This is a genomic window from Bradyrhizobium sp. CCBAU 11386 (assembly GCF_028128955.1).
Taxonomy (GTDB): domain Bacteria; phylum Pseudomonadota; class Alphaproteobacteria; order Rhizobiales; family Xanthobacteraceae; genus Bradyrhizobium.
Genome location: NZ_LBKA01000180.1, coordinates 1 through 22442, shown reverse-complemented (window position 1 = coordinate 22442; position 22442 = coordinate 1). Strand labels below are relative to the sequence as shown.

Here is a 22442-nt window from a genome sequence, read left to right as displayed (position 1 = left end):
CGTCGTTTGGCAGAGGATCGTAGTTCGGTACTGCGACCGACGACCATCGATGGATTCCGCGGTATGGGTCCCGGCCTTCGCCGGGACGACAGCTTTGTTTGGGCGGGTAGTCCGGCCCCCCACAACCACCCCCGCTCCGCCGGTATCCCGTTCACCCTCTCTTAGCGAGAAGTTGATAAGCGTTGTTAACCAACGCTCAAAGAACGAGTCGGACATGCGGACGAGCCTCGGCCTCAGGATGCGGATCACGGTTGCGCTGGCGGTGACGGCGGCGGCGACCGCGCTGTTTGCTGTGCTGGGCGCGATGTGGATCATCGCCGGCATCATCGACCGCGCCGACCAGCGCGAGCTGCGCAGCCATTACGACGCCCTGCAATCGCGCATCGCCGAGGAATCGCACCGCGCCGCCGCGATGAGCGCCGTGGTGGCCGCGATGCCGGCGACGCAGGAGGCGATGGCGAAGCAGGACCGCGAGACGCTGGTGCGCCTGTTCGGGCCGGTGTTCACGGCCATCAAATCCGACTACGGCGTCGACCAGTTCCAGTTCCACGTGCCGCCGGCGACGTCTTACCTGCGCGTGCACCAGCCGGCCAAATTCGGCGACGACCTCTCCGGCTTCCGCAAGACCGTCGTCGTCGCCAACCAGGACCGCAAGGTCGTGGTCGGGCTCGAGGGCGGCGTGGCCGGGCTCGGCATCCGCGGCGTGGTGCCGATCGCGCAAGGTGGCAAGCATCTCGGCACGGTCGAATTCGGCCTGACCTTCGGCCAGCCTTTCCTCGACGATTTCAGGAACAACCGCCATGTCGACGTCGCCTTCCATCTCGCCGACGGTTCGGGCTTCAAGCTGTTCGGCGGCACGCTGAAGGGCAAGAGCTTCTTCGATGCCGCCGATTACGGCCGTGCCGCCGAGGGCAGCTTCACGGTGCGACAGGCCAAGCTCGACACCACGCCGGTCGCCGCGCTGCTCGGACCGATCAGGGACTTTTCCGGAAAGCCGCTCGGCGCGGTCGAGCTCGTCATGGACAATGCCGATTACGAGGCCTCCGCCGATCGGGCATGGCTGCTGGCGATCGGAATCGCCGCGCTCGGGCTCGTGCTGGCGGCGATCGTCGGCTATCTCATCGCCCGCAGCATCTCGCGCCCGATCCTGTCGATCACGAACGTGATGCGCGAGCTCGCGGACGGACGTCTCGACGTCACTGTACCCACCAGCAAGTCGAATGACGAAGTGGGCGCGATGGTGAAGGCGGTCGCGGTGTTCCGCGACAATGCGGTGAATTTCGGCAAGCTCCAGGCCGAGCAGCTCGAGGCCAAGGCGCAGTCCGAAGCGGAGAAGCGCCGCGCCTTCGCCGCACTCGCCGACAATTTCGAGGCCAGCATCCGCGAGGTCGTCACCACGGTGTCTGCGGCCGCGGTCGAGATGGAGCACACGGCGCGCTCAATGTCCGATATCGTCGAGCAGTCGCGCGAGCAGACCCGCACGGTGTCGTCGGCCTCGGCGCTGGCCTCGGAGAACGTGCAGACGGTCGCGGCCGCCGCGGAGGAATTGTCCTCGTCGATGACCGAGATCAGCCGGCGGCTTGCGCACGCGACCGAAGTGGTCGGCAAGGCCGCGAGCGACGGACGGCAATCGAATGCGCGGGTGCAGAGCCTGGCGGATGCCGCGCAGAAGATCGGCGACGTCGTCTCCTTCATCAATGGCATTGCGGGCCAGACCAATCTGCTGGCGCTCAATGCGACGATCGAAGCGGCGCGCGCGGGCGAAGCCGGTCGCGGCTTTGCCGTGGTCGCCTCCGAAGTGAAGGCGCTGGCGACCCAGACCGCGAAGGCAACCGAAGAGATCGGCGCGCAGGTTACGGCGGTGCAGGGCGAGACGACCGGCGCGGTCGACGGCATCCAGTCGATCTGCGCGACGATCCAGCAGGTCGACGAAATCTCGGCCGCGATTGCCGCCGCCGTCGGCCAGCAGGGCACCGCGACACAGGAGATCGCGCAGAACGTCCAGCAGGCCGCCGCCCGCACCGGCGAAGTCTCGCAGAACATCTCCGGCGTCACCGCCGGCATCGCCGCGACCGGCACGGCAGCCGAGGAAGTGCTGGGCTCCGCGATCGAGCTGTCGAAGCAGTCGCAACGCCTGCGCGACGAGGTCGATCGCTTTCTGGCACATATCCGGGCAGCGTAATCGGCGAAGGATCGCGCTACATTCTCGCTGTCGTCCCCGCGAAGGCGGGGACCCATAACCCCAGGGAGAAGTTGTGGCGCGAGACTGATAACTCCGAGTCTTCGCCAAACCACGCCCTGTGGTTATGGGTCCCGGATCGGCGCTCCGCTTCGCTGCGCTTGTCCGGGACGACAGCTAGGGCTTGACCCCCACCATCACATCAATCGCCCCCTTCACGATCGCTTCCATATCTTTCCGTGATACGCGCGCGCGCGAGCGGATGGCGATCGAGTGCACTGTCGCTGATGCGAGCTGGGCCAGCACGGCCGGGTCCGCGCTCTCCGGCAGTTCGCCCTTCTCCCTGGCGCGGCGGAAGCAACTCGCAAACGCCTTGTCGAGTTCGGTGAGGCCGTCGAGCACCATGGCGCGGATGTCGGGATCACCAACCGCTTCGGACGCCGCCGTCACCACCGTGAAGCAGCCGCGCGGACCCGTCTCGCCGGAGAGATAGATGTTCAGCGCGGAGGCGAAGATGCGCTCCAGCCGCTGGCGCAGCGGCATCTCCTCGCGAAAGATCGCGGCCATGGATGCCCGCGCTTCCTCGCGGTAGCGCTGGTAGCTCTTGATGTAGAGCTCGCGCTTGTCGCCGAAGGCCCCGTAAAGACTCGGCCGGTTCATGCCGGTCGCTTCGCTCAGATCGTCGAGCGAGGTCGCGGCAAAGCCCTGCCTGCGGAACAGGTCGAGCGCCTTGCCGAGCGCGACCTCGGGCTCATAGGCCCGCGGACGGCCGCGGCGCTTCGGCTCATTGGCAGCAATTGGCGGCTTCGATTTTTGTACCATTTCGCAAATTAATCCTTGACCCCCGCCATATTATGCAAGATGGTACAAAAATCAATCTGGCCAGGTTGAGCGATACCCGAAAGAGGAACTGCCCAAGGAGGCTACAGATGGATCTCTATTTCTCGCCGCTCGCCTGCTCCATGGCGACCCGCGTCGCGCTGTATGAAGCCGGCGCCGACGCGAACTATCTCGAAGTCGATCCACCGACCAAGAAGGTCCTGAACGACGGTACCGATTTCCGCACCGTGAACCCGATCGGTCTCGTGCCGACGCTGCGCACCGACGAGGGCGTGGTGCTGACCGAGAACGCGGCGATCCTGCAATATGTCGCCGACCGCTTCCCGCAATCCGGCCTCGGCGCCGCGGCGGGCATCGAGCGCACGCGACTGCACCAATGGCTCTGCTTCATCGGCACCGAGCTGCACAAGGGGCTGTTCATTCCCGTGCTGGACCGCAAGGCGCCGCAGGAGACCAAGGCCTACGCGCTGGAGAAGAACCTGTCGCGGCTCGACTATCTCGACAACTACCTGAAGGGACGCGACTTCCTGCTCGACCATTTCAGCGTGGCCGATGCCTATCTCGTCACGGTCATCAACTGGACCATGGCGACACCGCCGATCGAGCTCGCCAAATGGCCGAACGTGAAGGCCTATTACGAACGCCTGCGCCAGCGGCCCTCGGTCGCAAAGGCGATCGCGGAAGAGTTCGAGCTGTACAAGGCCGAACTCGCCAGGAAGAAGGCGGCGGCTTAAGGCAAGGCGGCGACGTCGTTCCGGCTGAGCCAGGACGACGTCGCTCCTTCGTTGCAATTCGACTATCTCGGCGCCTGCAGCACGACCCCGTAGCGACCGTAGATCCGATCGATCGTGCCGTCGCTTCGCAGCCGTTCCACCGCTTCGTCGATGGCTTCGCGCAACGTATCATCGGGGCGAATCATGCCGACGGCGACATTCCAGTTAAGATCGGCCACGCTCTCGTCGCGATCCAGGATCCGGAGCGTCTTGTCTGGATGCGTCAGATTGAAATAGCTCGCCACAGTGGGGGTGACCGCTGCGGCATCGATCTCATGATTCGACACGGCGTCGAGGCTGTCACTCTCGAAGCCGAAGGTCGATGTAGGCACGCGCCGCTGACCGATGATCATGGCCGCGACCGATCCAACCTGCACTCCCACTTTGGTGGCCTCGTTGAGGCTTTTGAACGAGGTGAGCGTGCTGGATGACGGCACCGCGAGCGCGACGCCCGTGCGATAGTACGGTTTCGATATCCTCAGGCGTGTTTCGCCTTGTGCTTCGCGATCGGCGATGACGTCCAGAAGAATGTCGCAGCCGGCACTGCGCATCTGGTACTGCGTGATGATCCAGTCGACCCGCAGCGAGACACCGAGCTCGCGTGCCAGCGCCCGACCGAGCTCGACCTGAAAGCCGGGCGGATCGCCCGCCTTGCGCGCAAAGGGAAGCGAGTTGGGATGCGCGCACAGCCCGATCGCGCCGCTCGAGCGGATCGCGTCCAGGGTTCGCGCCTGCACCGGTCCGGATAGTCCGATGGCGGCAGCGACAACGAGCGGGACAAATGCCTTCATTCGGCGTTCTCATCTGGATGGATCGCGCCGTGCGCTTCAGCCGTCGCGCGGTTTCAAGGCGCGGATGTATTTGACGATCTGGTCGATCTGGGCGTCGGTGAAGGCGCCGTCGAATGCCGGCATCGCTCCTTGCTTGCCGTGCTTGATGCGGTCGCGAATGAAGTCGTCGTCGCGCGGCGAATTCATCAGCTGCGGCCCCTTGCCGGGCGCCCGGCCACCGTTGGAGTGGCAGAAGCCGCAAGTCCCCGCGAACACCTGCTCGACCTCGAACGTCCCGTTCTCGGGCGCGGGCGTGGTGGATTGTGCCTGAGCGATCACAGCGCACAGCAGCGCGGCACCCAGTCCCGCAGGAATCGTTTTCAAATGCAGTCTCAACACGTCCGCTCCATTCCTGAAATCACGCGTCGTCGCTTCGATCGATCGGGGCGCGGGCCTGCGCCCGCGCCCCGATCGAAGGTTTGCGGCAGACTATTTCAGGCTGAAGACGATGAGCGCGCCGTCGTCACGCGGCATGCTCTTGTAGGCGCCGCCGAAGTTCGGCGCATATTCATCCGCCAGCATCCCGCCAAAGCCCGCGACCACTGCGATATATTGCTTGCCCCCGACGGAGTAGCTGACGATGCCGCCTTGATGGCCGGTGCCATTGTTGTGTTTCCACAGCTCGGCGCCGGTTTCGGCATCGTAGGCGTGAAGGACGCCGCGGGAGTCGGGCACGAACACGAGATTGCCCGCGGTCGACAGTACACTCCCAAGCGGCGGCTCGGGATAGCGGACCTCCCATTTCTTCGCTCCCGTTATGGGATCGCGCGCGTCAAGATGTCCGTAGATCTCGCCGCCTGGAGGAGGCGCCATCTTGAAGTCGGCGCCGATGTTGAGCTGGACCTGCGGCGTGGTGACCGGCGTCGTCTTCTGGACTTCCAGCGTCATGCACCATTCCTGGCCGATCTTGTAGTAGAGACCGGTCTTCGGGCTGTATGAGCCGGCATTCCAGCTGACGCCGCCGCCGATGAACGGACACAGCGGCGGTTCAGCGACTTTCCCGGCCGCGAAATCGCGTCGACCAATCAGCGCGCCGGTCTTGGGATCGATATCCTTGACGAAGTTGATGTTCTCAACCAGCCGCCAGACGTTCTTCACGCCGAGATTGCGGTCGTAGACGAAGACGAAGCCGCCCTTGTTCGGATGAACCACGTATTTCTGGCCGTCGCGTTCGAGCATCACGAACTCGCCGACGGCGCTGTCGAAGTCCCAGGCGTCGTGCGGCAGTTCCTGATGGTAGAATTTCAGCTTGCCGGTATCGATGTCGAGACCGATCACCGAGCTCGTATAGAGATTGTCGCCGGGACGCGCACCTTGCGTCTTGTAGTCGGCGCCCGACCAATCATAGAGCGGCGCCGGGTTCGCGGTGCCCCACAGGATGGTGTTGGTCTCGGAATCGTAGGTCCCCGGCATCCAGCCGCCACCACCGCCGGTGCGCCAGGAATCGTTGCCCCAGCTCTTCATGGCCTCGTCGGTGCCTGCGACCGTCAGGAACTCCCACTTCTTCTTTCCGGTGGTGGCGTCGACGGCGAAGATCGGGCCACGGCCCGGCCATTCGCCACCTTGCGAGCCGATGATCACGCTCCCTTTCGCGTAAAGCGGCGCCCCGGTGAAACCGACCGTGAGCTTCTGCGAGTCGATCAGCCTGGTCTCCCAGAGGACCTTTCCCGACTTTGCATCCAGACCGAAAAGACGACCATCCATCGTGCCGACGAAGACCTTGCCTTCACCCAGAGCTACGCCACGGTTGTAGGGAGAGTGGGTCTGTCGGCTGATGAGCGCCTCATCCAGCTCCGGAAAGAACGACCAGATGACCTCGCCCGTCGCACCGTTCAGCGCAAACACCCGGCTGTAAGAACCCGAGTAATAGAGCACGCCATCGGCTACGAGCGGCATCGACTGGAGGCCGCGCGTCGATCGTCCGGGAATGTGCATCCAGGCTACGCTCAGATTGCCGACATTGTTCGCATTGATCTGCGCGAGCGGGCTGTAGTGATGCGACTTGTAGGAACCGTGATAGGTGAGCCAATCGTTCTGACCGGCCGCCTCGATCCGGGCCGTATCCACGGCTTGAGCCAACGCCGCCGACACTGCAAGTGTCGCAACGACAAGGACAGGCAAGCCAGAGCTGAGCCACTGCTTCCTCATATGCACTTCCTCCCGCTTTTGTGGTTGTTGATTGCGTCTCGTAAGCGCCGCTGCGAGGGATGTTTGCAGTTCAGTACGCGTCGATTTCCCTCCATCGGACATGAGCTGCCAACAGATGTCCCCTCTCTCGGCGCATATCGCCAAAGGAGCCACGTTCACTGGCGTGATTGCTGTCGCACTTCTGCTCGCACAGCGTACGACGGATCACAGGACGTGCAAAGGCGGAATGCGCTCAGGGGGCGAATTGACGCGCGAGGCGAATTGAAATGACAGCGGCGCTGACCGTTCGATCTCTACCGACCCATCCCGGAGCGAAACGAGCTAGCCGTACAGCACCCGCGGCAGGATCGTGACGATCCCGGGCCACAGCGTCAGCAGCAGCACGAAGCCGACCATGATCACGAGATACGGCATCGTGACGCGCGCGATATAGCCGAGGCCGTCTTCGGTCAGGCCCTGGATGACGAACAGGTTGAAGCCAACCGGCGGGGTGATCTGCGCCATCTCGACGGCGAGCACGAGGAAGATACCGAACCAGATCTCGTCGAAACCTGCGCCCTTCACGATCGGCAGCACGATCGGCAGCGTCATCACGATCATTGAGAAGCCGTCGAGGAAGCAGCCGAGGATCAGGTAGAAGATGATCAGCACCACGATCAGCATGAACGGCGACAGGCCGAGGCCCTTGACGAAGGCGGCCACCGCCTGAGGAATGCCGAGGAACGCTGCGGCGTTGCCGAGGATCGAGGCGCCGAGCACGATCAGCGCGATCATCGAGCAGGTCACGACCGACCCGATCAGCACGTCGCGCATCACCTGCTGCGACATCGAGCCTTGCGCCCAGGCCACCAGCCCCGCCCCGAGCACGCCGACGGCGGCGGCTTCCGACGGCGTCGCGAGGCCGCCATACATCGAGCCGAGCACGCAGGCGATCAGGAACAGCGCCGGCGCGAGGTCCTTCAGCGCGGCGAAGCGTTCGCCCCACGGCACCTGCGAGAGCTTTGCCTCCGTCTCCGGCACCATGGAGGGCTTGAGCGTCGTGTGCAGCATCACCCAGCCCATGAAGGTGGCGGCGAGCAGCAGGCCGGGCAGCACGCCCGCCGTAAAGAGCTTGAGAATGGAAACGTCGCCGAGCACGCCGTAGATAATCATGATGTTGGACGGCGGGATCAGGAAGCCGAGCGTGCCGGCGCCGGCGAGCGAGCCGATCGCGATGTCGCGGGAATAGCCGCGGCGCAAGAGCTCGTTGAGCGACATGCGGCCGATCACCTGCGTGGTCGCCGCGGACGAGCCCGAGATCGCCGCGAAGATGGTGCAGCCGATCACGTTCACATGCAGCAGGCGGCCCGGCAGCAGCCCGGCCCAGGGCGCAAGTCCCTGGAACAGCGAGCGCGACAGGCGGGTGCGGAACAATAGCTCGCCCATCAGGATGAACAGCGGCAGCGCCAACAGCTCCTGCGTCGTCAGGATGTTCCAGGCGTATTGCGGCAACAGCTTGTCGAGCGGGATCGAGCGGAACATCGCCAGCAGCAGCGTCGCGGTGAGCGCGAGCGTGAGGCCGATCCACACACCGCAGGCCAGCAGTGCAAACAGGATCGCGAACAGGGCGGCGACTTCGATGGTCATGCGATCTTGAATCCGTTGGCGGGCCAGGCGGTCATTCGACGGGGGAGGCCTTCATGCGGTGATCCTCCAGCGGCAGACCGAGCGCGGCCTGGATCGCGCGCGCCAGGAACTGGAGCGTGAGCAGCAGCATGCCGAAGGTGACGACGGCTTCCGGAAACCACAGCGGCGTATCGCTCGAGGTCGAGACCTGGCCGCGCACATAGGCGCCGTAGGCGAACTTCGCCATCGCGGAGGTCAGGAACGCCATGAAGGCGAAGCCGGCCGCTGCGGAGAGGATCTCGAGCGCGCGCTGCACCGGCGCCGGCACGTTCTTCAGGAGCAGCACGACGCGGATGTGGCCGCCGACGCGCAGGGTCATGGCGGCACCGAAGGTGAACGACGCCGCCATCAGATAGGAGGAATATTCCCACGCGATCGAGATGGTGGGCGGGAAGAACGGCAGGAAATTCGAGAGGAAGCGGGTTGCGACCTCGCACAGCATCAGAAGCGTGAGCGTCAAGAGGCAGCCGCCGCCGATCCAGCCGTCGAGCCGGCCGAGACGGTCGATGCCGTCGAGCAGGATGCGCAGCGGCGCCGGCGCCGCTGCATTGAGGCTTTGCGGAGCTGCGGGAAGGACGCTTGTCACAACCTCGTCCTCAGCGCTTCATTTCGGCGAGATAGGCCCGCACCGGCTTGTCGGCCGCCGGCACACGCTTGAGGAAGGCGTCGAGCTGTGGCGCGGTCTTGCTGCGGATGTCGGTTATCATCGCATCCGAGACCGGGATCACCTCCATGCCGCCTTCCTTGAGGCGGTTGAGACTGTCGACGTCGGCCTTGAGCGAGTTCGCCCAGAAACCCGGCTCCATCTTGGCGGCGACGCCGGAGACGAGCTGTTGCTGATCCGCACTGAGCGCCTTCCACGAGTCGAGATTGACCGTGAGCATCTGCGACGACCAGACGTGGTTGGTCGGGTAGATGTACTTCAAGAATTCCCAGAACTTGCCGTCGACGCCCGACACCGCCGAGGTGGAGACGCCCGAGACAGCCCCCGACGCCAGCGCGGGGATCGTCTCGCCCCAGGGGATCATCACCGGCGCCATGCCGACCACCGCCAGCATGTCGACGGCGTTCTTGTCGGGCACGCGGATCTTGATGTTCTTCAGGCCCTCGACGTCGGCGACCTTGACCTTGAGATGCAGATACTGCGTCGGCCACGGCACGATATAGAGGATCTTCTGGTTGTTGCGCGCGGCGACCTTCTCGTATTCGGGCCGCAGATATTTGTGCAGCACCTTGAGCTCGTCCATCGAGCCGCACAGGAACGGGATGCTCTCGACGCCCATGAAGGGCTCATCGCCGACCTGCTGGATGTTGAGAACATCGGCGAGCGGCACGAGGCCATCGCGCACGGCGCGTAAGTGCTCGGGGCCCTTGAAGCCGAGCTGGCCGCCGGCCTTCACGGTGATGTTGACCGTGCCGCCGGTCTGCTTCTTCACCTCCTCGGCGAAGGCCATCGCATTCTGGGTGTGGAAGTTGCCGTCGGGCCAGACCGTCGACATGTCCCAGCTTGTCGTCGCGGCCCGCGCGCGGGTCGAGATGTGGCCGGCGGCGAGCAGCGTCGCTGCGCCTGCGGTGAAGTTCCGTCGCGTGATCATTGAGCCCCTCCGTTCACTACGCCTGACGCGTCACCGCGTGTACCCATAAACCGCAACCGCGTTGTCCGCAGACACAAGGCCGCTTTCGATGTCGTCATTGACGGCCGCGCGCGCCCGCTCGGCCGGATCGCCGATGCCGGCGCCGCCGGGCGTCAGCACCACAAGCCGATCGTCCGGCGGCACCTGCTGAAAGCCTTTGCCACGCAGCTTCTTGCCGGATTTCAGGCCGACATAGCCGGCCTCGCCGTTCCGGCCGCCGTCGCGGCCGCGCGGCGGATGATCGATACGATCGAACGCTGCCAGAATGTCGAACGGCGCGTCGACGCCGCTGCCGACCTCGATGATTTGGCCGAGGCCGCCGCGGGTGCGCCCTGCCCCGCCGGAATCCGGGCGCAGCTCCTTGCGCCAGAAGATCAGCGGCGTCTGTGTTTCCGCGATCTCGACCGGCGTGCCGCGCACGCCGCTGGGATAGGCGGTGGCCGACAGGCCATCCTTGCCGAAGCGCGCACCGGTGCCGCCATTGGAGGTGACCGCCATCGAGAACCCGTAATTGCCGCCGACTCCACTTCGCGTCTGTCCGCGCACGTTGAGATTCCACAGGCACGAGGTGCCTTCCGCCGGCACGCGCTCGGGAATGATCTGGCGCAGGCAGCCGAACACCACGTCGGGCAGCATCTGGCCGATGATGTGGCGCGAGGCGACCGGCGCGGGCTTCGGCGCATTGAGGATCGCGCCGGCAGGTGCCGACACCGTCAGCGGCGAGAGCGAACCGGCATTGTTCGGGATCTGCGAGGCGACGACGCAGCCGAGGCCGAACACGGTGTAGGCCGTGGTGTAGGACAAGGGCACGTTGATGCCGAACTTCGAGGCGGCCGAGGTGCCGTCGAAATCGACGTGAATGCCTTGATCCGAGATCGTCAGCGTTGCGGCCAGCGTCACCGGCGCGTCGTAGCCGTCAACGACCATGGTGTTGCGCCAGCTGCCCTTCGGCAGCTTGGCGATCTCGGCCAGCACGGCCTCGCGCGAGCGGTCGCAGATGTAGTCGCCGAGCTCGTCCAGCGTGTCGATGCCGAACTCGGTCATCATCTCGACCAGGCGCTCGCAGCCGACGTCGTTGCAGCCGGCCAGCGAATAGGTGTCGCCCTCGGTGTCGATCGGCAGCCGCGTGTTGGTGCGGATCATCGCCATCAGCGTCTCGTTGACGACGCCCTGGTCGATCAGCTTCAGCATCGGGATGTAGAGCCCTTCCATGAACACGTCGGTGGCATCGGGCCCGAAGCCGATGCCGCCGATGTCCATGAGATGGCTGGTGCAGGAGAACAGCGCGACCGGCTTGCCGTCCTTGAAGCAGGGCGTGGTGACGACGAAGTCGTTGAGATGGCCTGTGCCCATCCAGGGATCGTTGGTGATGTAGGCGTCGCCCTCCTTCATCGTCTCGATCGGGAAGCGGTCGATGAAGTGCTTGACCGATTCCGCCATCGAGTTGACGTGACCGGGCGTACCCGTCACCGCCTGCGCCAGCATCCGCCCCTTGAGGTCGAACACGCCGGCCGAGAGATCGCCGCATTCGCGCACGATCGGGCTGAACGCGGTGCGGAGCAGCACCTGCGCCTGCTCCTCGACCACGGCGATCAGCCGGTGCCACATGATCTGAAGGTCGATCAGGCTCGCGCCGCTTGCCTTGCTCATGATCAGGCCGCCTTCCGTTCCATGACGATGCTGCCGGCACCGTCGATATGGGCGTCAAAACTGGTGGAGACGAAAGTCGAGGTCTCGTCCTCGGCGATCACCGCGGGACCCGCGATCGTCGCGCCCGGCGCCATGTCCTCGCGGCGATAGAGCGGGATCTCGATCACCTCTCCAGCCCGGCCGTCGAAGAATTTCCGGCTGCCGGACGCCTTGCCCGCAGGCATGCGTGCAACGGCCGCGACGATGGACGGATTGCGCGGCTCGGTGGTGGCAAGCACCGACCAGCTCAGGACCTCGATCGCAGCACCCGGGATCGGGCGCTCGAACATCGCCGAATAATCAGCCTCGAACTTCTGGCGCAGGCCGGCGAGATCGGCTGATGTCAGCGGCCGGTTCGGCAGCTCGACGCTGATCTCGTGGCCCTGACCGACATAGCGCATGAAGGCCGCGCGGCGTTCGCGCACCGGCGCGCCGGCAGCACCGGGCTCGACCAGCGCACGCGCCTCGGTCGCCATCTCCTGCAAGAGGTCGGAGACCGCGCCGGTGTCGAAATCGTCGAGCCGGACGTGACGGCTGCGCACCAGTTCGTAAGCGATGGGAGCCGCCAAAAATCCGACCGCCGAGCCGACGCCGGCATTCGACGGCACGATCACCCGGGAGACACCGATCTTCTCGGCGACGCGCGCCGCATGCAGCGGCGCGGCACCGCCGAAGGCGATCAGCGTATGCTGGCCGACCACGGCACCGCGCTCGACCGCATGCACGCGTGCCGCACTCGCCATGTTCTCGCAGACGACCTCGTGCACGGCATAGGCCGCGGTTTCCGCCGACAGGCCCAGCGGCTCGCCGACGCTGCGCAGCAGCGCCTGCTTCGAGAGTTCAGGGTCGAGCTTGATCGTGCCACCCGCGAAGGCGTCGGGATCGATCATGCCGAGCGCAACGTCCGCATCGGTCACGGCCGGACGCTGGCCGCCGCGGCCATAGCAGGCCGGGCCCGGCTCCGACGACGCGCTCTCGGGGCCGACGGTGACGCGCTTCATCGCATCGACATGCGCGATCGAGCCGCCGCCGGCGCCGATCTCGACCATCTCGATCACGGGAATGCGCACGGGCAGGCCGGAGCCTTTCAGGAAGCGCGCGGCGCGATCGACCTCGAACACGCGCGAGGTCTCCGGTTGGTATTTTTCGATCAGGCAGATTTTTGCGGTGGTGCCGCCCATGTCGAAGGAGAGCACCTTGCTCTCGCCGAGACGCGCTGCGATCTGCGCCGCGAAGATCGCACCGCCGGCAGGACCGGACTCGACGAGACGCACGGGAAAGCGCCGCGCCGTCTCGATCGAGGTGACGCCGCCGCCGGACGTGACGAGATAGATGGCACCGCGGAACTGCTCGACCTGCAGGGCATCGGCCATGCGGGCGAGATAGCCGTCGATCAGCGGTTGTACATAGGCGTTCGCGACCGCGGTGGACGTGCGCTCATATTCGCGGATTTCCGGACACACGGCCGATGACACCGTCACGGAAACGCCGGGCATCTCCTCGCTGAGGATCGCGGCCGCGCGGCGCTCGTGCTCGGGATTGGCGTAGGAGTGCAGGAAGGCGATCGCGACGCTTTCGACCTTCAACTCACGCAATTTTGGCGCGAGTGCCCGCACCGAAGCTTCGTCGAGCGGGAGACGGACGGCGCCGTGCGCGTCGATGCGTTCGGGCACGGTGAAGCGCAGGCTGCGCGGCGCCAGCGGCTTCGGCTTGTCGATGGCGAGATCGTATTGGTCGTAGCGGCTCTCGGTGCCGATATCGAGCACGTCGCGAAATCCCTCGGTCGCAATCAGCGCCGTCTTGGCGCCGCGGCGCTCGATGATCGCGTTGGTCGCGAGCGTGGTGCCGTGAATGAAGACGTCGATGTCGCTGATATGGGCGCGCGCGTCGGTGAGAATGAGACGCATCCCGTCCAGCACCGCCTGTTCGGGCCGCTGCGGCGTCGTCAACACCTTGCGCGTCTTGCGGTCCTGACCCACGTCCAGCACGATGTCGGTGAACGTGCCACCGATATCAACGGCAAGCCGCACCTCGGCTCCCTCAAGCATTCCAAATTCTCCGTGCTGATCGTCAAGACTGGGGACAAAAACGCAGCAATTTCCGTGCCATCAGACATGCCGGCAACGCCGCGCCCGGCTATTCTGCTTGGCACCCATGCAATAGGCAAGGCGCGTTCGCCTCGCGGGCGATCAGAGCAGGAATGCAAGCGCCGCTTCGCAGCGCTCCTCGACCTTGAGCGTGAGGAGATCGTCGGCGCGGGTGCGCCCGAGATTGACCGCGGCGATCGGGATCTGCCGCTGCGCGGCAGCCTGCACGAAGCGGAAACCGGAATAGACCATCAGCGAGGAGCCGACGATCAGCATCGCGTCAGCCTGCGACAGATGGTCCTGTGCGGTGGTGACGATGTCGCGCGGTACGTTCTCGCCGAAGAACACGACGTCGGGCTTGAGGATGCCGCCGCAGGCTTCGCAGGCGGGCACCTTGAACGAGGAAAAATCCGCGTGCTCCAGATCGGCATCGCCGTCAGGCGCATCCGCGGCATCGAGCGCGAGCCATTCTGCATTCGCGCGGCCGAGCGTATCCTGGAATTCGTTGCGCGGCGTCTTCGCCCCGCAGCCCATGCAGCGGACCAGATCGAGCCGGCCATGCAGGTCGATCACCTGCCGGTGGCCGGCGGACTGATGCAACCGGTCGACATTCTGGGTCAGCAGCATCCCGCACCGCCCGTTCGCCTCGAGCCGGGCCAGCGCATGATGCGCATCGTTCGGCCTCGCCTGGCCGAACCGCCGCCAGCCGATCAGGCTGCGCGCCCAATAGCGCCGGCGCGTATGCGCTTCCGACATGAAGGCCTGGAAATTGACCGGCTGGGTCCGCTTCCAGTTGCCGTGGCTGTCGCGATAGTCGGGAATGCCCGAATTGGTGCTACAGCCGGCGCCGGTCAGCACGAACAGACGTTCGTGCCGGCCGATGAAATCCTGGAGCGGTTGGTTTGCCAGGGGAGCATTTGACATGGCGCAGATGTAGTCCGCGCCGCGACATTTTGCCAGATCACTCCCGGACCGGCGGCCCGAGGCCGGCGACGGGTTGATCCGTGCCGGAGCAATGCTGGCGGCGAATGCTCGCTGTCCTGTCCGAACGCATCACCCGTCAGATCTTGCTGGGATCGGTGTCATGCCTATGCTTGTGAAGAAACCGGGCTATCTGCCCACGGAGCGCCGCCGTGTCCAACAATGTTCCGACCGATCCGGCGGTGTCGAAGATCTCCCGCTGAAGCGTCGTCGGCAGGGAATTCCATTGCATGATGACGGCCGCGCCGAGACACCGCAAGACACGCTCTTCCTCCGCCGCGAGGGCTGCGCCGCGCAGTCGCTCCGTCTCCCCGGCATTCACGGCATTCACGGCATCCACGTATTGGTCCGCCAGGACCTGCTCGTTGTCCGCGCGCGATGCAAGGCTGTCCTGCAACTTCTCGAATTTGCGGGTATCATCCTTGCCGGGCGAGCTCCTGGCCAATTCGCCGTACGCGGCCGCTCTTGCACGATACTGTAGAAATTTGAACATGCCGCCTCCTTTCGTTGAAAGTCTCGGCGTATTTCAGCCTGCCGGCTAGGCCGGCATCGGGACACTCAGAGAAGCCAATGGAGCGTCGAACGTGTACGCGAAGCCCCTCTCCGCATAGGTCAATTGCACGTCGCCCTGGAGTTCGCGACCCAGCGTCTCGATCAATCGCGTTCCGAAGCTGCGCTTTGCGCGTGACTGGATCAACGGACCATTCTTCTCGATCCAGGTCAGGCGCAAGCGTTGCGTCTGCGGATCGATCGTCCAGTGGAGATCGACGCACCCCTTTGGAGCGGAAAAGGCTCCATACTTCGTGGCGTTCGTGCAAAGCTCATTGAGCGTCATCGCGACCGCGACCACGGCACCCGAATTGATCCGGAGATCGGGCCCCGAAATCGAGAACTTCGATTCAGCGGGATCGTCGAAAGCTTCTATGGCGCTGCGGACGACCGCCCCGAGGTCGGCGCTCGACCAGCTCGCCCGCACGAGGAGATCGTGCGCCCTGCCAAGTGCAAGCAGCCGCCCCGCGATGGCTTGCTGTGCGTGCGCCAACCCTTGCTCGCCGCGCAAGCTCTGGGAGACGATGGCGGAGACGGTCGCGAGCGTGTTCTTGATGCGGTGGTGCAGCTCTTCAAGGATCAGCTTTTGCAGCTTCTCGGACGTCTCTCGCTCCCTGGCGTCGATGCCCGCCCTGGCAAGCAGGCCCCTCGTGTTGATCTCGGCCTGGGCAAGGAGAAGCCGCAGGCTGACATTCTCTGCCGCCAGAGCATCCTCATGTGATTCTCCGCCGCCGAGGTGCTGGCCCGTGCGGGGATCGATCTCGAGCGTTGGCGACTGTATCACGAGGGTTGGCTGCCGGACCTGATTTCAGTGGAACGTTTCGTCACGAAGGCGGGATTTCAGCGGCGTCGTGATCTTGCTTCGGCGTCTTCGTTGCCGAGAAATACGCGTGGATTTCAGCGGCATTTCCAAGGATCGCTGCCCTGCGCATTGCCGCCGTGCGCTTGTCTCCCGACGGCATCTCGCGAGCGCGACGGAGGGCGTCGATCGCCCTGGAGCTCAGCTCGCAAGCCAACGACGGCTGAACTGAATCCAATGAGGTGCTTGCCTGATCCGACGGCGATGGCGCGCCGAAACCGACTACCATTGTATGAGTATGGATGCGGCGATCAACAGCACGAAGAAGATCGGCAGCAAGACCGGAGGTACGAGCCACTCGCGAAGGACGAATCCGGGGGAAACCGACATATTGACCGCCTCTTGGTCGCGGCGGGAGCGCAATGCTCTCAGTCACCGATAACGGCCGAGGGGCGAGCGGTGATCAACGGGATATAGTCACCTTTCGTCGAATAGCGAGGCTTGCCAAGAACTATTTGTCGCGATCGGCACCGAACCCGGTTGTAACCTCGTTGTCAAAGCATCATTTGAAAGAGGCGCAACCGGCTCGCTCTTGTCAGGGTCTCGACGAAACGTCCGTGTTCCTGACGTACGCAAGCCGGGCGTCGGAACCCAGCGTGCCCCGACCCAAACGGCGTGAAGGCCGGCGCACGGCACCAGCAACCTGATCGGCCGAACCATGATCGATTTTCCAAATCACAGCCGCTCATATGACCGGACACGGCATGCCGTGCGATTCTGGGGGCACGACAGCGCCATCGAGGCCTCGTTCTTCATCGACGAAGGCGCGTTGAAGCGGATTCAACCGGGCGCCCATGACACCGAATCGGGATTCCTGAACGCGTTCGATTGCAATCGCGACTTGATATGTGCCACCGCGGCCAGGAAGTATGTGCGCGGCAGCAGAGGCTCCTACGACCTGCTCGCAGGAGATTTCTGAAGCGGTCGGCACAAGCGTGAAGAGTTCGTGGCTTTGTCCGTGAGCCCACGTTTCTAGCTTGCCCAGTTCTCGCGAAACTCGGGGAACAGCGTCAGGCCTCCGCAGGCATAGATCGTCTGCCCGGTGATGTAACTCGCATCGTCCGAGGCGAGGAAGGCGAACACGGCGGCGATCTCTTCCGGCGTGCCGACACGCCCCATGGGAATGTGGCTGGTGACGACGCCGCGCTTTTCCGGTTCGCCGGTCCAGGCCGCGTTGATCGGCGTGTCGATCGCACCGGGGCCGACCGCATTGACGCGGATGCCTTGCCCGGCGAATTCGAGCGCGAGCGTGCGGGTCAGATTGGCCATGCCGCCCTTGCTGATCGAATAAGCGAGATAGCCGGGCTTCGGAATGATCTGGTGGACGCTGGAGCAATTGATGATGCTGCCGCCTCCGCCGCGCGCGACGAAATGCGCCAGGGCCTTCTGCGCGCAGAGCACGGCGCCGTTGAGATTGACGTCAATGATGCGGCGATAGGTTTCGACGTCGAGCGCATCGCTCGGTGATTCCCGCTGGAAGCCGGCATTGTTGACGAGACAGTCGAGGCGCTTCCAGCGCGCCAGGACGGTCTCGAACATCGCGGCGATATCCTGCTCGTTGCCGATGTCGGCCTTGACGATGACATGGTCGAGCCTGCCGTGGCCGCGGTCGCCCGATGCCGCCCGCGCGAGCGCGAGCGTCTCTTCGGCCTTCCCAAGGTGATCGAAATAGTTGATGGCGACGGTCGCGCCTTCCTGGGCGAGCCGAATGGCGACGGCACGGCCGATGCCTTGCGAGGCGCCGGTCACCAGCGCGTACTGGCCAACGAGGCGCGAGGGAAACGGGATCGAGCGGTCGGTCTGTGGCATGAGCTTTCTCCGGAATGCCTCATCATCGACGGAGGCGACGTTTTGTTCCATCCCACCAGCGCAGCCCTGGGATTCATTCCGCGTGTTGCGCAAGGGAAGAGGTGAGGATCTGGCGCCGAAGGTCGCGGTTCCGATCCCGCCGATCGTGAACGCGCCGAATTTGAGCGTGAGGTCGCCCGCGCCCGCGGTCAGCGCCACGGCCACGGTGATCAAGTTCGCAGGATTGGCGAAGTCGACCTTGTTCTCGACCCAGATCCACCCAGCCATCGCGGCGATCAACCCGAACAGCACGATCGAGAGGCCGCCGATGACGGGACCCGGGATCGACAGGACGAGCGCGCCGAATTTCGGCGAGAAGCCGAGCAGGATCGACACCAGGGCGGCGACGGCGAACAGCAGCGTTGAATAGACCTTCGTCGCCGCCATGACGCCGATATTCTCGGCATAGGTGGTGACGCCTGTGCCGCCGCCGCAGGCCGAAGCGATCGTGGCAAGACTGTCACCAAGGAAGGCGCGGCCGAGAAATCGGTCGAGGCTGCGCCCCGTCATCGCGCCGATGGCCTTGATGTGTCCGAGATTCTCGGCGACGAGGATGAGCGCGACCGGCGCGATCAGGACGATCGCATCGGCCTGGAAGGTCGGCGTGGCGAAAGCCGGCAAACCGATCCACGGCGCGGCCGCGAGCTCCGTGAAGTCGATCGGCTTGCCAAGACCGAAGCCGTTGGCGAGCAGCCAGTACAACAGATATCCACCGATCGCGCCGAGGATGATCGGCAGCCGGCGCCACAGCCCCGGCGCCGCAACGCCGATCACACCGATGACGAGGACGGTCACAAGCCCGATCCAGGTGTCGAACGTACCAGCACTCACCGACTTGACGGCAACCGGCGCGAGATTGAGGCCGATGGCCGCGACCACGGCGCCGGTGACGACCGGCGGCATCAGGCGCTCGACCCAGCCGACTCCCGACCACATCACGATCAGCGCGATCACACCGTAGAGCACGCCGGCCCCGATGATGCCGCCGAGCGCAACCGAAAGATTCGGGTTCGGTCCATGCCCCGCATAGCCGGTGGCGGCGATGACGACGGCGATGAAGGCGAAGCTCGAGCCAAGATAGCTCGGCACGCGCCCCGCCACGACCGCGAAGAAGATCAGCGTGCCGATGCCGGAGAACAGCAGCGCAACATTGGGATCGAACCCCATCAAGAGCGGCGCGATGATCGTTCCGCCCGACATCGCGACGCCGTGCTGGAGACCCGCGACGATCGTCTGGCCCAAGGGCAACCGCTCCTCGGGCATGATCACGCCGGAGGTCTTCAACGTCCAACGCGGAAAATAGCCTTGTGAACGGCCTTGCGCCTGCCCGTCGGAGCCTGTTGCAGTCGACATGTTCTCCCCAATTGCGGTGCAGCGATCGATCTTCGTGCGATCCGACAAAAATGTGATTGTTGCTTCTGCGGCGGCCATCACATGATGCAAATCATGCGAGATCGATACGTTCCGGGGCCTACATTATGACACAGATCGCGATCCAGCCAGCCATCCGTCGCCGGCATCAGCCCTGGTACAAGATCCTCTACATCCAGGTTCTGATCGCGATCGCGCTCGGGGTACTCATCGGCTATTTCTATCCCGATCTCGGCAAGGAACTGAAGCCGCTCGGCGACGGCTTCATCGCACTGATCAAGATGATGATCGCACCGGTGATCTTCTGCACCGTGGTGCACGGCATCTCCTCGATGGGCGATCTCAAGCGCGTCGGCCGGGTTGGGCTGAAGTCGCTGATCTATTTCGAAACGGTCTCGACAGTCGCGCTCGCGGTCGGCCTCCTGGTCGGCGAGGTGCTCCAGCCCGGACACGGCTTCAACATCGATCCCGCCACGATCGATCCGAAATCGGTCGCGACCTATGTCACCAAGGCCAAGGAGGAAGGCATCGTCGCCCACCTGATGGCGATCATCCCCGACAGCTATCTCGGCGCGATTGCGCGCGGCGACCTCTTGCAGGTGCTCCTGATCTCGATCCTCTCGGGCTTCGCCATCGCCTTCCTCGGCAAGGCCGGCGAGCCGATCGCGGAGGCGGTCGACAAGGCCGCGAAGATGTTCTTCGGCATCATCCGCATCATCGTGCGCGTCGCGCCCATCGGCGCGTTCGGCGCGATGGCCTTCACCGTCGGCGCCTATGGCCTCGGCTCGCTGCTCAACCTCGCCGCCCTGATCGGCACGTTCTACCTCACCAGCATCCTGTTCGTGCTGATCGTGCTGGGTGCGATCGCAAGGCTCGCCGGCTTCTCGATCCTGCGTTTCATCGCCTATATCAAGGACGAGCTGCTGATCGTGCTTGGCACGTCGTCATCGGAGACCGTGCTGCCGCAGATGATCCAGAAGATGGAGCATCTCGGCGCCTCCCGCTCGGTGGTCGGCCTCGTCATCCCGACCGGCTACAGCTTCAACCTCGACGGCACCAACATCTACATGACGCTGGCGACGCTGTTTCTGGCGCAGGCGACCAATACGCATCTGACGATCTGGCAGGAGCTCGGCATCCTCGGCATCGCCATGATCACCTCGAAGGGCGCCTCGGGCGTGACCGGCGCCGGTTTCATCACGCTCGCCGCGACGCTCTCGATCGTGCCAGACATCCCGATCCAGTCGATCGCGATCCTGGTCGGCATCGACAAGTTCATGAGCGAGTGCCGCGCGCTGACCAATCTGATCGGCAATGGCGTCGCCTGCGTCGTCATCAGCATCTCCGAAGGAGAGCTCGACCGCGACGCGCTGCACGAGACCATGGCCCATCCGCTGGAGATCGGTGAGGCGCTGGAACCGGGCGGGAGCGCGTAAGGCGACACAGATCGACGGCAGGAGCAACCCGGTGCCGACGCGGTAGTTTCCCGGAGTGGATAATTGGTGAGATACGCGTCACAACAGTGGCGTTGGGATCACCGATTGATAGTCAATGTTTCCGCCCGACGCGCTGGGGGCAGGGCGTCGGGCTTTTAATAATCGCTGCGAGGGGCGACGCGCCGGAATGGCGCGCCGCCGGTGGCCGGGATCGGCATTATCATTCTGCAGGCCCGGACGGTCGGCTTCAGCTCGCAAGATCACCGCCAAGATCGAGCCGCCGCGTAATCCCTATCGCCTGCAAGAATGCCCCGTCATGACTGACGACGAGCAACGCGCCGTCATACGCCCGCAAGCCTGCTTCGACGGCTTCGATGGACGCGATGTCCAGATGGTTGGTCGGCTCGTCCAGGATCAGCAGTGAGGGCGGCGTCATCCCGCCGAACACGCAAGCAAGGCCGGCACGAAGCAGCTGCCCGCCGCTCAGGCTCCCGACGATCTGCAAGGCAGCGTCGGCGCGAAACATGAAGCGCGCGAGAGCGGCATGGCACTCATTCGTGCCCGCCTTTGGATTGCGACGCCTGAAATTGTCCAGGATCGAGATCGCGGGATCGAGCGGGCCGACCTTCTGGTCGAACAGCGCGAAGTCGGGCCTGACCCTCACGGTGCCCACAAGGGGGCACATCTCGCCGGCAATGAGTTTCAGCAGCGTCGTCTTACCTGAACCATTTGGCCCGACCACCGCAACGCGCTCCGGCCCGACGATCGTGAACGACAGATCCCGCAGGATTGCGCGCTCCGGATGATAGCCGGCGATGACCCGGTCGAGCCAAACCACCTCCCTGCCGGCCGGCAGGTTTGTCGACGGCAATTTCACGGCCAGCGGCTGGAGAATCTCGATGCGCCGGCGCGCCGTGTCGACGGCCTCGAGCGCCTCCGCGCGCCGCCGCTCGGCGACTTGCGCCGTCTTTCCGCCGGTGTCCTCGCTGCGATCCTTGCGCGCGCCGGCCAGGATACGCGGCATGTCGCCCTTGGCACGCTTCTTCCTGCCGCCGCTGTCCTTGCGCGCCTTCCTCTCCACGGCGTCCTGCGCCTTGCCGTCGATCTCGGACAGCCGCCTCTCGGCATGCGCAAGGTCGTGCCTGACGGCAGCGAGCTCGACGGCCTTCTGCTCGCGGTACCGGCTCCAATTGCCGCCGTATCGCGTTGCTCCGAGCGACGTCAACTCGACGATCGCGTCCACCGTTTCGAGCAGGCCCCGGTCGTGGCTGACGATGATCGCGCCGCCGCGCCAGGCGGCGAGGAGATCGATCACGGCCTTGCGTCCGTCCCGGTCGAGATTGTTGGTGGGCTCATCCAGCAGCAGGAAGTCGGGCTCGGCGAACACCAGCGCAGTAAGACGAACCCGCGTCGTCTGGCCGCCGGACAGGCAGGACAGCTCCGTATCAGGGGCAAGATCGAACCCGACGCGCGCTAGGGTCCGGACTCAATTGAGCCACCAGATTACGGCTGCGGCGATGAAGGCGCCAGCGAGGAAGTTTCTTGCGAGCTTG

The 22442-nt window shown here is 64.7% G+C and carries 17 protein-coding genes and 2 pseudogenes; 4 read left to right on the top strand and 15 right to left on the bottom strand.

The window, feature by feature from the left end; translation table 11 throughout:
- The first annotated feature begins 214 nt into the window (after positions 1-214).
- A complete protein-coding gene (locus tag XI09_RS12055; protein ID WP_271567032.1) occupies positions 215-2182 on the top strand; it encodes a methyl-accepting chemotaxis protein in 1968 nt (655 codons plus the stop codon).
- 174 nt (positions 2183-2356) lie between these two features.
- Here XI09_RS12055 and XI09_RS12050 read toward each other — a convergent pair whose 3' ends face one another.
- Positions 2357-3001, bottom strand: coding sequence for a TetR/AcrR family transcriptional regulator (locus tag XI09_RS12050; protein WP_271567031.1), 645 nt, complete (start codon positions 2999-3001; stop codon positions 2357-2359).
- Between the two features lie 107 nt (positions 3002-3108).
- Between XI09_RS12050 and XI09_RS12045 the strand changes: the two genes are divergently transcribed.
- Positions 3109-3753 (top strand): glutathione binding-like protein, encoded by a 645-nt coding sequence (locus XI09_RS12045; protein WP_027545602.1) that lies wholly within the window; start codon positions 3109-3111, stop codon positions 3751-3753.
- A gap of 62 nt (positions 3754-3815) precedes the next feature.
- On the opposite strand, the gene XI09_RS12040 is transcribed toward XI09_RS12045, so the two are convergent.
- From XI09_RS12040 to XI09_RS11990, 11 genes are all read right to left on the bottom strand, one after another.
- Positions 3816-4583 (bottom strand): substrate-binding periplasmic protein, encoded by a 768-nt coding sequence (locus XI09_RS12040; protein ID WP_271567030.1) that lies wholly within the window; start codon positions 4581-4583, stop codon positions 3816-3818.
- 36 nt (positions 4584-4619) lie between these two features.
- A complete protein-coding gene (locus XI09_RS12035; protein WP_271567029.1) occupies positions 4620-4946 on the bottom strand; it encodes a c-type cytochrome in 327 nt (108 codons plus the stop codon).
- Positions 4947-5051: 105 nt separating this feature from the next.
- A complete protein-coding gene (locus XI09_RS12030) occupies positions 5052-6770 on the bottom strand; it encodes a pyrroloquinoline quinone-dependent dehydrogenase (RefSeq protein ID WP_271567028.1) in 1719 nt (572 codons plus the stop codon).
- 321 nt (positions 6771-7091) lie between these two features.
- Positions 7092-8396, bottom strand: a complete 1305-nt coding sequence (locus tag XI09_RS12025; RefSeq protein ID WP_271567027.1) for a TRAP transporter large permease — start codon at positions 8394-8396, stop codon at positions 7092-7094.
- Between the two features lie 31 nt (positions 8397-8427).
- The gene (locus XI09_RS12020) at positions 8428-9021 is read right to left on the bottom strand and encodes a TRAP transporter small permease subunit (protein ID WP_271567026.1); all 594 of its coding nucleotides are present in this window, start codon (positions 9019-9021) and stop codon (positions 8428-8430) included.
- Positions 9022-9031: 10 nt separating this feature from the next.
- Positions 9032-10030, bottom strand: coding sequence for a TRAP transporter substrate-binding protein (locus XI09_RS12015; protein ID WP_271567025.1), 999 nt, complete (start codon positions 10028-10030; stop codon positions 9032-9034).
- Positions 10031-10060: 30 nt separating this feature from the next.
- Positions 10061-11719 carry a hydantoinase B/oxoprolinase family protein gene (locus XI09_RS12010; protein WP_271567024.1) on the bottom strand — a complete coding sequence of 553 codons (1659 nt, stop codon included), beginning with the start codon at positions 11717-11719 and terminating at the stop codon, positions 10061-10063.
- A 2-nt stretch (positions 11720-11721) separates the two neighbouring features.
- The gene (locus tag XI09_RS12005) at positions 11722-13806 is read right to left on the bottom strand and encodes a hydantoinase/oxoprolinase family protein (RefSeq protein WP_271567023.1); all 2085 of its coding nucleotides are present in this window, start codon (positions 13804-13806) and stop codon (positions 11722-11724) included.
- 141 nt (positions 13807-13947) lie between these two features.
- Positions 13948-14769: an NAD-dependent protein deacetylase gene (locus XI09_RS12000; protein ID WP_271567022.1), complete on the bottom strand. Its 822-nt coding sequence runs from the start codon at positions 14767-14769 to the stop codon at positions 13948-13950.
- Positions 14770-14905: 136 nt separating this feature from the next.
- A complete protein-coding gene (locus XI09_RS11995; protein ID WP_271567021.1) occupies positions 14906-15271 on the bottom strand; it encodes a hypothetical protein in 366 nt (121 codons plus the stop codon).
- A 93-nt stretch (positions 15272-15364) separates the two neighbouring features.
- Complete coding sequence (locus XI09_RS11990) at positions 15365-16159, bottom strand: sensor histidine kinase (RefSeq protein WP_271567020.1); 795 nt, start codon at positions 16157-16159, stop codon at positions 15365-15367.
- A 733-nt stretch (positions 16160-16892) separates the two neighbouring features.
- Between XI09_RS11990 and XI09_RS11985 the strand changes: the two genes are divergently transcribed.
- Positions 16893-17153, top strand: a complete 261-nt coding sequence (locus XI09_RS11985; RefSeq protein ID WP_271567019.1) for a DUF1488 domain-containing protein — start codon at positions 16893-16895, stop codon at positions 17151-17153.
- A gap of 53 nt (positions 17154-17206) precedes the next feature.
- Here XI09_RS11985 and XI09_RS11980 read toward each other — a convergent pair whose 3' ends face one another.
- Both XI09_RS11980 and XI09_RS11975 read right to left on the bottom strand, forming a co-directional pair.
- On the bottom strand, positions 17207-18043 hold the full coding sequence (locus XI09_RS11980) for an SDR family oxidoreductase (RefSeq protein ID WP_271567033.1): 837 nt from the start codon (positions 18041-18043) through the stop codon (positions 17207-17209).
- 111 nt (positions 18044-18154) lie between these two features.
- Positions 18155-19435: pseudogene (locus tag XI09_RS11975) on the bottom strand (solute carrier family 23 protein); the annotation flags it as partial.
- A gap of 125 nt (positions 19436-19560) precedes the next feature.
- On the opposite strand from XI09_RS11975, the gene XI09_RS11970 reads away from it, so the two are divergent.
- Positions 19561-20889 carry a dicarboxylate/amino acid:cation symporter gene (locus XI09_RS11970; protein ID WP_271567018.1) on the top strand — a complete coding sequence of 443 codons (1329 nt, stop codon included), beginning with the start codon at positions 19561-19563 and terminating at the stop codon, positions 20887-20889.
- Positions 20890-21136: 247 nt separating this feature from the next.
- Here XI09_RS11970 and XI09_RS11965 read toward each other — a convergent pair.
- Positions 21137-22366 (bottom strand): annotated as a pseudogene (locus XI09_RS11965) (ATP-binding cassette domain-containing protein); the annotation flags it as partial.
- Positions 22367-22442: the final 76 nt, after the last annotated feature.